The organism is Paenibacillus xylanexedens, from assembly GCF_001908275.1.
Taxonomy (GTDB): domain Bacteria; phylum Bacillota; class Bacilli; order Paenibacillales; family Paenibacillaceae; genus Paenibacillus; species Paenibacillus xylanexedens_A.
This window is the reverse complement of sequence record NZ_CP018620.1, coordinates 3,839,456-3,854,055: the sequence shown is the minus strand read 5'-3', so window position 1 is coordinate 3,854,055 and position 14,600 is coordinate 3,839,456. Positions and strand designations below refer to the sequence as shown.

Annotated in this window: 11 protein-coding genes and 1 riboswitch; of the genes, 1 reads left to right on the top strand and 10 read right to left on the bottom strand. The window is 45.6% G+C overall.

What is annotated here, in order from left to right; genetic code table 11:
- Positions 1–132: 132 nt before the first annotated feature.
- The 10 genes from BS614_RS17255 to BS614_RS17215 all read right to left on the bottom strand — a co-directional run bounded on the left by BS614_RS17255 (position 133) and on the right by BS614_RS17215 (position 13,250).
- Positions 133–1,155, bottom strand: a complete 1,023-nt coding sequence (locus BS614_RS17255; RefSeq protein WP_074094861.1) for an SDR family oxidoreductase — start codon at positions 1,153–1,155, stop codon at positions 133–135.
- A 97-nt stretch (positions 1,156–1,252) separates the two neighbouring features.
- The gene (locus BS614_RS17250; protein ID WP_074094860.1) at positions 1,253–1,678 is read right to left on the bottom strand and encodes a cupredoxin domain-containing protein; all 426 of its coding nucleotides are present in this window, start codon (positions 1,676–1,678) and stop codon (positions 1,253–1,255) included.
- A 206-nt stretch (positions 1,679–1,884) separates the two neighbouring features.
- Positions 1,885–2,838, bottom strand: a complete 954-nt coding sequence (locus BS614_RS17245; RefSeq protein WP_017688752.1) for an EamA family transporter — start codon at positions 2,836–2,838, stop codon at positions 1,885–1,887.
- A 106-nt stretch (positions 2,839–2,944) separates the two neighbouring features.
- A riboswitch (purine riboswitch) is annotated at positions 2,945–3,055 on the bottom strand.
- A 146-nt stretch (positions 3,056–3,201) separates the two neighbouring features.
- Complete coding sequence (locus tag BS614_RS17240) at positions 3,202–5,421, bottom strand: DEAD/DEAH box helicase (RefSeq protein ID WP_074094859.1); 2,220 nt, start codon at positions 5,419–5,421, stop codon at positions 3,202–3,204.
- Positions 5,418–6,761, bottom strand: a complete 1,344-nt coding sequence (locus BS614_RS17235) for an ATP-binding protein (protein ID WP_036670698.1) — start codon at positions 6,759–6,761, stop codon at positions 5,418–5,420. The genes BS614_RS17240 and BS614_RS17235 overlap by 4 nt, the downstream gene beginning before the upstream one ends.
- Positions 6,762–6,767: 6 nt before the next feature.
- Positions 6,768–8,345: a TerB N-terminal domain-containing protein gene (locus BS614_RS17230; RefSeq protein WP_074094858.1), complete on the bottom strand. Its 1,578-nt coding sequence runs from the start codon at positions 8,343–8,345 to the stop codon at positions 6,768–6,770.
- Between the two features lie 238 nt (positions 8,346–8,583).
- On the bottom strand, positions 8,584–8,841 hold the full coding sequence (locus tag BS614_RS32395; protein WP_280523073.1) for a biliverdin-producing heme oxygenase: 258 nt from the start codon (positions 8,839–8,841) through the stop codon (positions 8,584–8,586).
- Positions 8,820–9,173 (bottom strand): biliverdin-producing heme oxygenase, encoded by a 354-nt coding sequence (locus BS614_RS32390; RefSeq protein ID WP_280523072.1) that lies wholly within the window; start codon positions 9,171–9,173, stop codon positions 8,820–8,822. Before BS614_RS32390 ends, BS614_RS32395 begins: the two co-directional genes overlap by 22 nt.
- 302 nt (positions 9,174–9,475) lie before the next feature.
- Positions 9,476–12,598 carry an MMPL family transporter gene (locus BS614_RS17220; RefSeq protein WP_074094857.1) on the bottom strand — a complete coding sequence of 1,041 codons (3,123 nt, stop codon included), beginning with the start codon at positions 12,596–12,598 and terminating at the stop codon, positions 9,476–9,478.
- A 79-nt stretch (positions 12,599–12,677) separates the two neighbouring features.
- Positions 12,678–13,250, bottom strand: coding sequence for a TetR/AcrR family transcriptional regulator (locus tag BS614_RS17215; RefSeq protein ID WP_017688759.1), 573 nt, complete (start codon positions 13,248–13,250; stop codon positions 12,678–12,680).
- Positions 13,251–13,409: 159 nt separating this feature from the next.
- Here BS614_RS17215 and BS614_RS17210 point away from each other — a divergent pair, with 159 nt between their 5' ends.
- On the top strand, positions 13,410–14,207 hold the full coding sequence (locus tag BS614_RS17210; protein ID WP_074094856.1) for a Nif3-like dinuclear metal center hexameric protein: 798 nt from the start codon (positions 13,410–13,412) through the stop codon (positions 14,205–14,207).
- Positions 14,208–14,600 lie beyond the last annotated feature (393 nt).

Sequence of the window (14,600 nt, the reverse complement as noted above, 5' to 3'; positions counted from 1 at the left end):
CAAAAAAAGGAGGCACCCCAACAAAGGAACGATGTCCTAAGTTGGGGTGCCTCCCCTAACAAGTGTCATTTTTTCTTGATTATAACGATTAAGCGCATGAATGTAAACACTTGATCATGAACGCCTTACTTGTCATTTCTCATCTCTGATCTTTAATAACGCTTCGTCCAATGCGCCAACGACCTTGTCACACCATACATCAAATTCCGGATCTTCGGTCTGTAACTCAGGATGCTCCAGAATGTGCTCAATCGTACGTCGAATGCCCTGATCAGCTCTTGTCGTTGCTACAAATTCCGGAACAAGCCGCTTCAGCTTGCTGTTATCAAACACAACGGTATTGGCTTTGTCACCCAGCAATCCGCCGCGAAGATCCTGATCACTGCATGCTGCCAAGAACTCAGAGGGGACATGTACCGCATGAAGCTTAACTCCCAACACGCCAGCTATAATCTCATGAATTTGATTCCAGGTAACGGATTCATCCGAGGTGATATGTACCGATTCACCAATGGCATGGATATTTCCCATAAGCCCGATAAACCCTTTGGCAAAATCAGTATTGTGCGTGATGGTCCACAGTGAGGTGCCATCTCCGTGGATGATAACGGGTTTGCCTTCATGGATACGCTTGAGAACCTGCCAGCTGCCTTGAGCACCATGAACACCGAGAGGTACCGATTTGTCGCCATACGTATGGCTCGGACGCACGATGGTCACAGGGAATCCATGCTCGCGATATTGTTTCATCAGATAGTCTTCACAGGCAATCTTGTTGCGAGAATACTCCCAGTATGGATTTGATAAAGGCGTACCTTCCGTGATCCGGTAATCAGCCAGAGGAGTCTGATACGCTGATGCTGAACTTATAAATATAAATTGCTTTGTTTTATCCTTGAACAAACGGTAATCTCTCTCCAGTTGAGACGGTACAAAAGCGATAAAATCTGCCACAACATCAAATTCCAGATCAGCTATCAGTTCCGCTACACGTGGCTCGTCATTAATATCCGCTTGAAGTACGTTGACTTCCTTAGGTAAGTCATGGTTATGATTGCCTCGATTAATCAGATACAGTTCACAGCCTTGCCGTGCAAGCATCTCCGTAATGGCCGTACTGATGGTGCCTGTCCCTCCAATAAATAGCGCTTTCATTTTCGCCACCTCCTGATCGATTTTACCCACTTTCTCATGATATCACGCACCAAAAAAAGGAGCAAAGCTCGGCGACCCGAAACCTTGCTCCTTCTGTTTATACGACCTTAATCGTTGCATATATCATGTACATGCCGCAATGGATCTCATATTCTCCCTTGGGCAGATCTTTGTCGACCGTATAATAATTGGGTCCCTTTTGCATGTATAGATCCATGCCAAGCTTTTGTGATCCCACTGATTTCACATGTGTCACCGACCGGGTCAGAATAAAGTTGATTTTGGTCGGTACGCCAGCTTTCACCTCGATAACGTCTGGTCCAAAACCATCGTTGCTTACGTCCACATCAATGACTTCATATCCCTTCAAATCCTCCGCTGTCTCGGCTTGTGCAGTTACAGCACTTCCTGATCCCGGGGATACGTCTTTGCCCATAAAATAAACCAAAAATGATCCAAGCAGTACAACAACGGTCAGGCCCAGCGTTAACCAAGGCCATGTTTTTCCAAACCAGCTTTTCATATAAACACTCCTCATTCGATGTCCCATCAATATTCAATCAACAGACGGATGTATTCTTTAAGCATACCTGATTCGCATGACAATGAAAATGACCCCTCTGGGCTATTGCGGTTGAGCCGTATTCCTTCAATAAAAAAAAGCCTGATTTCTCAGGCTTTACTACGGTTATTCCCGTTAAGGCTTCCCAATATCCCTTTTTGTATAACTCAGGAATAGATCGGTGTATTCCGACTTCGTCTCATGCGTAATTTATACAACTCTGGCAGGGCTACACCAATGAGCACAATAATAACTCCGAACCATTGCAATCCGCTGACATGCTCATGGAGCACGATTGAGGATAACAATACTGCAATTGGAAGCTCAACTGCACCCAGGATTCCGGCCATGTCACCACCAATATGCGGAACGCCGATAGCGAACAATACTGGTGGAATGAATGCCCCGAAGAATCCGAGCAGCAATCCAAATACAAGCAACTGGCTCCAGATCAATCCGTTAAAGAGGAATGTCGGCGGGAACAAAATGCACAGTAGGATCAATCCGCCTGTAACCATCCACGCACTACGGAAGGCTGGATGCGCTGAAGGAACCGCTTTACCGCTGAACAAGACAAACAGGGAATAACTTACGGCTGCCATTAGTCCAAGAGCAATACCCAGACCGTTGAACTCACCCAATCCTTGTTCCAGGAAACCCGCTGCCAGCAAGGTTCCACCAAACAGAATGATCAACGTCAGGAACGTGACTTTGTCTGGACGTTGACGTTTGCTAATCGCCTGAATCAATACGCTAATCCAAGTGAACTGGAACAACAGGATAATGGCAAGTGAAGCCGGAATGTAACGCAAAGACTGATAATACACGAGACCTGTAATTACCGTTGGTGTTCCAGCAGCCATCAATATCAGACGTTGTTTCCACGTCAACCGCTTGAATACCTGTGCCACGGCTCCTGATGCTTTGCCATTTGCCTGTGACTTACGTTTTGTTCTAAATTTTGTGTATAGCGCGAGCATCCAGGATAGAAGAAAACCCGTGATCAGCTGTGCTCCCACAACCTCTCCAAGTTTGTATCCTTCGCCGTACGCCAGAACCACAATCGTGGATAATATGCCATAGCTCATCGCTCCCGCGAGAACGGACAGATAATATTTCATTGTGAATAAACCTCCTGATGATAAGAAAAATACGCCTGCATGTTGGTTCATGCCAAGGTCACAGACACCATCTAAATGCAAAAAATCCTAACTACGAGCAAGGAATACATTGGTTCCTTGGCATCGTAGTTAGGAAGTATAGGCTTCCCGTAGAGACCCTCGCCCTGTGTACACTTTCGGCCTGCGAGGTTATACGAAATGATATATGCAATTTGATGTAATTCGTGTGTGACGACTTTTCATATATTACATGGGAGGTGAGATGGTGTCAACCCTATTCCGTATAAAAAGTTGAACTAAATTATTACACAGAGTCGCTTCGATCTCTGACCATTCTTCGAGTATTCTAATTACGTAAAAACGTCATGTCTGATTGAAGCTTGAGGAGTCCCACTCCAATGTTTGTTGTAAACCTGCCTTCAATCCATCTACATCTAGCCCATCCACAGCAAAAGCCTCACGGATCAAAGGCGGCGCGACAAATTCATCATACTTGCCCAGATAAGGTGCTTCATCTTCAGCCAGTAACGCAGATGCGTCTTCAGCCGTCCGACACTCACTCATGATCTCGGCTAACAATGTTCGTTCGTCGACCTTGCCGGATACTACAAAATAATATGGCTCCATGGGCACAACCGAACGCAAGGCAAGTTTCTTGGACAGATTATGCTTCATCAGCCGCTCCAATGTACGGAATGATTTACTTCCCACCCAAGGAAGAACGTACATCGAATCTCCCCCTGCCGGAATCACGACCTGCTTCAACAGTCCGCTTTCACGAGCTAGGCGGCGCGCCCGTTCAAGTCGATTGACGGCTTGTGGTGACAGATAGGGATAGATGGTCGAGTCGGACAACACTTCACGCATTTTCTGTACTACCGACGTATGAATATCTCCTCCCGCGCCAAGCCATAATGTATCTACCTTACCTTTTGCAGACTTCACATACACAGCCTTGTGCTTGTGATCGACCTCTTCCACTTTCCACAGTTTGCCTGCGAGCGAGAAGCAATAGCCAGGTGGGGGCACTGTTGTAATCGAACCAATCTCTTCCGAGCCGTTTAGTACTTTATGTTCCTCATCGTCTTTAAACACGGCGTAGAAGCGATAATTATTCACAATTTTCTCACCTGTCAGACCGATGATCAATGTTCGATCCTCTGTCCATTGCAGATGATCTGTATCGATGAGGTAATTCAGGAATACCTGATATTGATCAGGTTTAATCAACGCAAATGGAGCCAGCGAAAGGATAGCTTCTGCAAGATCTCTCGGCTCCGCCTCCCCCATACTTTTCAACATGCTCATCGTCTGATGATAGAGCACACCTATGGGCATTTTGCGGGCTTCAAGCGGCTCGACCCATTTGGTTTTTACATATAGTTCGATAACAGCAATCGCACGCATCAACGTCCACGGCATACGTGCTGGCAATTGCGCTTCCTCATCCTCTTCCTCCGGACATACAAAAAGCATCTCTGATGCCATGTCCTCTCGTCTCCCTGAACGTCCCAGACGCTGTACAAAGCTAGACGCACTATACGGTGCACCGAGCTGAACCACACGTTCCAGTTCGCCCAGATCGATGCCCAGTTCAAGCGTGACCGTTGCCGCAGCAACCGCAGGCCCCGATCCAGTGCGTAGGGCAGCTTCCGTCTCTTCCCTCAGCATAGCCGAGATACTTCCATGATGCACATGGAACACATCACGCTCTTGCCTGCGAGCCGCGACTCGCCGCATCTCAAGAATGGTGACTTCTGCATCCGTTCGGCTGTTGGTGAAGATCAGCGCTTTTTTACGATGTGTGCTCTCATAGATGAAGTCGTAGTACGCTTTGCGTGCGTTATGAAGCTGCTCCGCCTGCTCCTCGTCCTGTGCATCTGGAAAAGAGAAATGTTCCACCCGCAGTCGCAGCTTGCGACCGCCCGGGGAAGAGACCACATCCACTCCCTGCTGCGTTCCCGCAGCAAGCCAAGATGTAGCCGCATCATAGTCACTAAGTGTGGCGGACAAGCCCACTCTTCGCGGTGCACAGCCAGCCATACGCTCGATTCTGGCAAGTTCGCTGAGTACTTGAATGCCCCGATCCGCTCCCATGAAAGCATGCACCTCATCGATGATGACATATCGCAAGTCATGAAACAGCGCCGGGATTGCATTCGGTCGATTCATGAGCAGACCTTCCAGCGATTCTGGCGTTATCTGGAGCACACCGGACGGATTTTTCATCAGTTTTGTTTTCTCCGCCTGAGGTACGTCCCCGTGCCAATGCCAAACCGGAATATTTCCTTCGGATAACAGATCCTTAAGACGTTCGAATTGATCATTAATCAGGGCTTTCAGAGGTCCAATGTACAAAATACCAACCGACTTGGAAGGCCGTTCATACAGCTCGGTCAATGCAGGAAAAAAAGCCGCCTCCGTTTTGCCGGAGGCCGTTCCCGCCGCAATCAGCATATGATGCGGGGTATGAAAACAGATATTGCAGGCCTCAATCTGAGCAGGACGAAGCGATTCCCATCTTTTTTTATATATAAATTCCTGAACAAACGGAGCCAGCCGATAGAACGGATTATCACTCATAATTCAAACTCCGCCAGAAAGTCGTCCAGATCATCTGTATTCGCGGAAGCATCTGCCCCTTTACCCGTTTCCTGAGGTTTGGCAACCCGCTCGCCAAGTAATTGAGTATAAGTCACTTCAGGATTCTGGTGTAACGTATGCAGAACATCCATAAAGTCTCGTACCACTTCACGCGTGGTCAGCAATTCATCCGCACCCAGCCGGTTCACCGCCGTTTGCATAAAATCAACCAATTGTTCATCCGTCAGACTTGCGCTGTATCCAAAATGCAGGGCATGAATCTGCCGCAGCTTCTGAAGTAAAATCAGAATCTCTTCATGCGATAACATCGCCAGCTTCAGGATCGGACCTGTGTAATTCGCATACGCTTTGGCTGCATAACGACCATCAATAAGCCTGGAGCGAAGCGCTTCATAGCTGTATAATCCGCGCCGTTCATCCTCCACAAATTGCGGCGTACCACCTACAAATATGCCCAGGTGCTCTGCCTTACCCTGCATCGTATCATTGAACATGGTCAGCAATTTCTCATAGTTGCTTTGACGGGAGACACTGTTTGTAATTTTGTACAGATTCACCGCTTCATCAATGAACAACAGCAATCCTTTGTAACCAATGCGCGCTGTGAATTCAGACCACAATTTGAAGTAGTCATACCAGTTATCATCGTCAATAATGACCCCAACAGCGAGTTCTTTTTTCGCTTCCGTTTTGGTTGCAAATTCTCCTCGAAGCCAGCGAAGCGCCGCCTGTTTGCGATCATCATCAGCCAGTTTGTACCCGTTCCAGTAGGAAGCTAGTACCTTGGCAAAATCAAAGCCGTGAACCAGGTTCTGCATCTCCCCCGTCACCGCATAGATCTGCTTCTCTACTTCCAGCGGCAGAGCGGGATCATCCGGGCGCAGGTTCTGACTCTGCATCGTGGACTGTTGCAGCCCTGCGATCCATTTTTGCAAAATCGGCTCCAACGCTCCCCCATCCGGGCGTGTGCGTGTAGACAGACGAGTCATCAGTTCGCGATATGTCGCAAGCCCCTGGCCTTTGGTTCCCACCAGTCGTCGCTCAGGTGACAGATCCGCATCCGCCACAACGAAATCACGATCCATCGCATAGTTACGAATCATTTGCAAAAGAAAGCTTTTACCGCTGCCGTAACGACCCGTAATGAGTTTAAAAGCTGCGCCGCCCTCAGCGATATTGTCCATATCCCGCAAAATGGCTTCCACTTCCGGTTTCCGACCGACAGCAATCTGCTCCAGCCCAATTCGTGGGACAACACCCGCTGTCAATGAATTTACAAGTGCGGTGGTCAGCCGCTTTGGTATTTTAAGTTCTGTCACTGCGTATCACCTCTTCACATGTTCGAACACATCTATATAATCAGGAACAATCCGATCAGCATCAATCAGAAGATCACCGATCGTTTCCATAGCCACATCATTAATTTCATCCAACAGAAGCGTAGGCATCGTTCCATATTGCTCAGCCAGACGCATCAGCTCCGTATCTGGACTTGCGCCAAGTAGAACATGAATTGTTTGCACCTGCTGAGGGGAGAGTTCCTTGGCAAAAAGCAGCCATTCTTCATCCAGATCAGCCTCAGCAGACTCGTCCCACTGCAACCTAATCGATTCTACTTGCGCTCCTGTTGTAATCTCTACTGCAGATGGCTCCGACTCCATGGAACCTTCAGTTGGAGTGATCTCATTCCTGGCTTCTAGCGCATCTACTGGATTACTTGCAACATTTGCGTTGTTATCCTCTTCATCCTTCACTTCAGAAGGGTGATCATCCTCAATTGTAAGCGCCAATCGCACGTACTCACTTTCCTGCTGTAACGATGCCAATTTCTCTGTGTCAATACGAATCATCGGTTGTTCCACAGACTCCGCCTGTTCGATCGCATATGATTTGTCCAGGTAACGCTCAATCAGATTCGCAAGTTCGGGTTCAAGAGTCTGTCCTCGTAATCGGCCTCTGAATCCGAGCAGTTCACGAAGTTTATTTTCAGTACATCGATAGATCCGCGTAACCATCTGCACAAATTCAGCCTGTTCACCTATGGGCATATATCTGAACGCTACCGATCTTCCATAGATCGAATCATCATAGACTGCTTTGCGAAACAGAATGCGCTCCATCCTGCGTTCACCGTTGGGATCACACTCGGGCAACAGTCCAACTTGTCGCGTACGTTCCAGGTACGAATCAACCAGGGCCATGACCCGCGGGATGTACTGCTCCATCACTTCTTTGCCGCCATCTCTGTAGAATTTACTGAGTGTAATATCGTAATCATAATATCTATGCAGCATATTCAGCGATATATCCGATACATTATCCTGTAAAATACGTTGCAGCTCCCTATCCAGCATCTCTGCTGGCAGGTATCCACCTGAAAGGCCCATGACCTCGGATAAGGACATCTCCATCTGATGGACCAGCACATAATCGACCATCCATTCTTGCATATATATATTTAATTGAGGCAGCCGTTCACGGTAGTTCACCCATAGCTGCTTCAATTGATCATAACCATCCTGAGGATTCTGCCAGCCAATGCCGTTAATTAACTCGTAGATATGAACAAATAGATAGGACAGATCGGTATCCGGGTATCTCCCCTGACGTACTTCCTTCCTCCAAAACATATACCACTTGCGCTGGGCTTCATTCATCACGCCATACGTTGGCCAGTAACTCATAAAGGGAACCCACGGGGATACATCCCCCTCCATCTCTGCCCACTGCTTTGCTTCCTCTACAAAACGTTTCTCTGAGGACAATATGCCTCCACGATGCTGCATCGTATCATGTGCAGACTGCACAATGGTTGAACGATCAGGAACCGGAACCGCTGCTGTTTCAGGTTCTTCACTCAGATCTATCTCCATAAATTCCAATTGTCTTGAGTTGTCTTTCATAGAACGTTATCTCACCCTCCTCCAAGACAGAATACGAACAAGTGTATCCATAGGGATCATTATATCACTTGTGCTGTGTCTGCGGTGACGAAATTTAGACATTCCTGGACACAAAAAAGAAGGCATTTCTGCCCTCTTTTCATCATGTCTATTTAACTTTTTTCTGTCCTCTCCGTTAGGTGTAAATGTATTAGTTCAACTTATATAGATACCTTTTAAAATATGAAAAAAGTCCGCCCTACGTATTAATCCATTGATCTAACAGTCGGAATGTCTCTGATGCACTGTGTACCATGTTGTCATGATCTTCTGGAGTGCTGATGGACTGCTGCAGCAAACCCGTAAACTCGCTCCATCTTGTTCTTGTCTCTGAGCCGTAGGCATTGAAATATTCCAATCCACGATCAGCTTCAATGGGCAGGAACTGCGACAAACGTTTGGTCATAATCTGTCCACCGTTCGTGGACCCCTCAATTACATACAGGTATCCGAACAAACGGGCAGGTGTTGAATATCCGGCAGTTCTTCACAGAGTGGAAGTTGAGTGATCTCTTCTTCACTGGCACCCAGATTTCGTAAATCTTTTTCCAACAGTCCAGCCTTGCCTCTAATCTCAATATCCAGTCCCGTACTTTCCCAGAAAGGCTGTTGTACAGCCTGATCCTCCAGCGGTTTCAGGAATCCATAAAACTTCTCTAAATATGTTCTATATTCTTCTATAGTCACAGTTTGATTCATAATGGCTTTTGCATAAGGGTTCTGTTCTACTTGTCTGTGATAATGAGCTGTCTCGCTCTTCAGACGTTCCATAATATTTGTTGATGTCATCGTAGTTATCCCCTTTCACAATCTATTTATTGTTGCAAATGAATGCTGATCCTCAACTGATTCTCAGTATATTAAAATAGAAACTGCTTTTCTTGCACTCAGCTCCATTTAATACAAACAAAGACTCTATGTAAGTATACTTATTCTTGTTTGAGAAAACTATATGAATCCGTCATTGTTTCACGCTAGATTATTTCCAGCATTGTTATGATAACTTAGTTACAATTCATAGGATCAAAAAAATAAAAAACGACCCCTGACGTCATGTTTGTCAGGAATCGCTTGATATAAAGATGATTTATTTATTTGTTTATGGGATCGGACCCCGAACCCCAGTTTTTTAACTTGTGTAATAGACTGATTAGAGCCGGAAGCAAGATTGGAAGCATGACAAAACTTAGCAGAACCAATCCGATGATGACAGAAATAGCTACTTCAATCAGCGTAACAACACCGGAAGGAATTAGTGCGGCGAAAGTACCTCCCAAGATCACTGCCGCCGAGATCACGACCCCTCCTATATTACGGGAAGCTTCCGTAATTTTATGAATTGGATCTCCTTCAATCTCACGATATTTCATCATGAGGAAGATACTGTAGTCCACACCAAGTGTAACAATCATGATCAGACTGAAGAAAGGAACGTTCCAGCTCAGATAGTCAACGCCAAGCGGGCCAACCATCAGCAATTCATTCAGACCAAGGGCCACATAATACGTCAGGAATAACGCACCTATAATGATTACAGTCTGCCAAAACGAACGAATAATGAACAAAAGTATCAATCCAATTCCAATCAGCATGATCATGGACGTCCGATTCAGATCACCTCCGGATAATTCTTTCATATCCAGGTTCTGTGACGGTATGCCGCCCAGTGCCACTTTCGCCTCACTCAAATCCGTGCCAACCAAAGCCGTTTCCAACTGCTTGTTAAGATTTTGAACAACATCCATCGCTTCTTTCGAATATGGATTATCGGTCAAAATAATGGAGATTTCCGCTGTCTTCCGATCCGAAGACATATACATGTCGAGCGAACTTAGAAACTCTTCTCCTTTTAATACCTCTTCTGGAATGTAGAAGCTTTTCGCAGCATCAGACTGGCCAAGATGGCCCAAATAATCTTCGGCATCACCAAGACCCTTCGACACATCTGAGAGTCCTTTTGTACTTTCGGTCAATCCGGATTTCAACTCACCCATTTTGTCCTGCAAATCGTTCAGACCGCTTAACAATTGACTCTGTCCTTCATTAATCTGACCCAGCCCATCCTTCACTTCCAATGTTTTACCCGCTATCTGCTGGGTTCCATTGGCTCCAGTCGCCAAACCTTTGGATAGCTCGCCAGCACCGTATTCAAGCTGACCGACACCTACAGCAACCTGAGTCAGACCGCCACTAATTTGAGCCATTGACTCGTTGGCTTCCTTGAAAGAATCCATAGCCCCATTGTACTGCTGCATCAACCGGTCCAACTGTGTGTATAACGCGTTCAGTTCAGTTTGAGCCGCTTGAGAAATACTAATCACTTGTACAGCATCTTCTTCTTGTTGTAACTCAGGATGATTCGCAATTAGACGGGTCATGCTGCTTTCAATCTGAGCATAGGCATCAAGCGCTCCCTTAATAGCTGTCTTGATGCTTGTGAAAGTACCACTGAAGGAACCAAGTCCCTGCTCAAGTTGCGTATACCCTTTTTGCAGATCACTGGCACCTTTAGACAGGACTCCAACCTTTTCTTTAAGGGTAGTAAGTCCGTTTTTCAACGTCTCTGCCCCTTCTTCCCCATTATTCAGCCCATCAGATACCTGATTCATGGCGTCTCCCAATGCATTTACTCCAACTTGCAACCGACTTGTCCCATCAATCAACAGTTGTACGTTACTTAAATCATTTGAAGATTGAAGCTGTCCAGCTGCAGAGGACAAACCTTCCTTAATTTCGCCTACACCATCGTTTGCTTTACCAATCCCCTGATTAAGCTCCTCTGCTTGATCGTTAATATACAACTCTTTAATTTGGACTCCAGTTGGTCGAGTGACACTGTAAACCTCAGAGACACCTTCCACCTTGGACATCTTATCCGTCAGATCATCCAGTGCCTTCAGCAATGTCTGATTGTCCATTGCGTGCTCGGATTGCACAACCAATGTTGTTGGCGCTGAGAATCCTGGTGCATAATGCTCCATAATCAGATTAATCCCCTGTTTGGAATTGTAGTCATTATTGACTTCAAACAGGTCATTATAACTTAGTCGATTACTGTAACTGAATAATAAAGGAACACTAATCACCGCAACCAGAATGATTGCCAGGAAAGGTCTTCGTACCGATTGGCGGGATAAAAATCCCCACAGTCGGCTGTCCGCATGGCCTTCGAATTTTTTCGATGGCCAGAACATTTTTTTGCCCATGACAACCATGAAGAACGGGTTCAACGTATTGAGGACGATAATGAGAACCGCTACTGCGATCGCCACCGCAGAGGTTGCCTGATATAACTGAAACTTGGCAAGCAGAAGTGAAAGAAACCCGATGAATACAGCGATGCCGCTATACAATACGGTTCTGCCTGCTGTTTTAAATGTCGTTTTGGTCGCAAGAATCACATCGCCATCTTGTCTACTTAGTTCCTCCTTGAATCTGGTATATAACAGGATATTATAATCCGTACCAATACCAAAGAGGATAACGACCATAAATATCTGAGTAAAGTTCGAGAACGGAAAGTTAAACCAATCTACAAGATATCCCACAATAGCTAATGAAACAACGTAAGATATACCTACCGTGAGCAGTGAAATAACAGGTATGATCGGCGATCTAAAAATAATAATCAGGATAACGAGGATGAAAATGATCGCGATAATTTCTGTTTTCTGCACACCGTCTTCAATCGATTTACCAAAATCATCATCGATCAGGTCAGCTCCCGTCAGATATGTATCCACATCAGGGATGGCTGTAGATTCTTTTAACAGACTAATCACTTCCGAAAGAGGAATATTCTCATCTTTAGTGACGGTGATTTGAGTCAGGATCGTGGTTTGGTCCTCGGATATAAGCCGATCGGCTTGCTCTTCACCATCCAGATGGCTTGTGATCGTCTCAATATTCAGTTGCTTTTTCTGATTTTTCAGGTTGGATAAAACGGATTCGATCGCCGTCTTTTGCTGGTTCGTTAATGCTTGTGTATCTTCTCCACTATTAAATACAGCAATGATGGAATAAGTATTCCCGCTATCCTTATCCATATCTCTCAACATAGTCGCAGCAACCTGGCTTTGTGCCGTTTCAGGAATTGAAATCTGTCCTTTTTCTTTTACCAGTTGACCAAAATCAGGCATCGCCACTACAGAAACGAGAGTAATGAGTATCCAAAAAATCAGGGAAATCGTTCTGGGATTCCTAAGTTTATTCATGATTTATCTTCACACACCTTATGTCTAGTATAGGAATGAATATTCATTCCGTTTATGTTGTAAAAAAAGGCCAATAGAATCAATGGACTCTAATGGCATTCCACAGGCACTCCTCAAGCTGGTTCATTAGCTCCGGCGTCGCTTCCAGGAGACCTTTGTTAAAGTGTTCAAACAAATGTATGAAAGCACCGTAAACTATATTCATTAAAGCTTCTGTAGGCAGTATAAGAATGGCTCCTTGCTGCTGCCCCTTATGTATGCATTCATTCAGAAACCCCATAAATTCATTGACACTTTCCTTGCTTTCATCGTGAAAATGCAATGCATTACCCGTAGAATTAATAAACTTTAGGCGATCCGGGTCGGACTCTGCGAACTTGAACAATCCACGAAAAATATGATGAAACTGGTCACGTACAGGTATCGGCTCATTCGGAAATCCCTGTTTTAAGGCATCAAGAAACTCCCTGATACTTTTCTGAAAAAGTTCATTCAACAATACTTCCTTGTTCGTAAAATAACGGTAAATAGTTCCTGCTCCCACCTGAGCCGAATCGGCAATCATCGGCATGGTTGTTGCATCGAATCCCCGCTGTGCAAAAAGCGTTAAAGCAGCTGCAAAAATATCATCTTTTTTGCTGCTTTTAGCCATGTGGCTATCCCTCCTTTATACAGGAATGAACGTTCATTCCGTTATGTTTGATTAGTATAACTCCTTTTGTCACTTCAAGCAAGACCTTTCTATCCTACTGTTTATTCTTCAAAATGATACAATAACTATAAAATCTATTATTTTGGAGGACTTATGTCCATGAATATAACCATTCAAGACATTATACAGTATCTCACAGCCCATGTAGAGTTACCGGAGAACACGGTAGATCGGCTGATTACTGGCTCGTCCGACCAAACGGTCACAGGTGTGTTTGTTACTTTTATGCCCACTCAACATGTCATTGAACATGCCGTACAACGTGGGGCCAATCTAATTATCGCTCATGAATCCCCCTTCTACAACCATCACAGTCATACCGATTGGTTAGCCAATGATCCAGTTTATGAAACTAAAAAAAGCTTGATCACCGAAGCAGGCATTTCCATCTATCGATGTCATGATATCATCCACCGCTTCCAACCGGATGGCATTACCGAAGGACTGATTCAGGCCTTGGGGTGGTCCTCTTATGTGGAGCAACAACTAGCGGAAGCAGACATCCTTTCTTTTCCGGAAGGACGCACCGCCCAAGCTATTGCTCACCATGTGAAAAGTTCCCTGGGCATCGATTATGTACGCGTTGCAGGCAATGCGGAAATAGTCTGTAGACGTGCAGCGGTACTGGTAGGTTTTCGTGGTAATGGACATGTGACGATTCCTTTGATTCAGAATGAGCAATTGGATCTCATCATTGCTGGAGAAGGATTCGAATGGGAGACACCGGAATATATCCGTGATGCCGTGCAACAAGGCAAGTCCAAGGCACTGATCATGATGGGGCATGCAGAGAGCGAGGCTCCGGGAATGAAGCTATTAGCAGACAGGTTGGCAGAACGTTTTCCCGAATTGTCTGTTCGTTTTGTAGGCGAGAAGCCCGTGTACACTGTGATCTAATAGGATCATTGGATTTGTACGGAGAGGATCTTCTAGCTGATTGCTTCTAATCTCATTGCCTGTCCTACCCTGGAGCTTTGGATACTTTCTATGCTCCGGGGTACGCTCGGCAGACTCTCGTTTCATTTCTTGGATAGCTGACGAACCTGACACACTCTATTGAGCGAATATTTGCCGATTCTCAATAGTAACGAATCGCAGACACCCTATGCCTCCATTCCCCCTGTTTTACCGCCTATTTCTACCCAGCATAGCCCATTTAACGTCGCTGAGATTCGTTAGATTTCTCAATTCAATCGAATCAGTACAATAAGGTGTCACTGGTTCGTTCGATTATGATGAAAAATGAGTACTGAGCACATATGCCACGCCTCTCTTCATGCCCCATCTGGA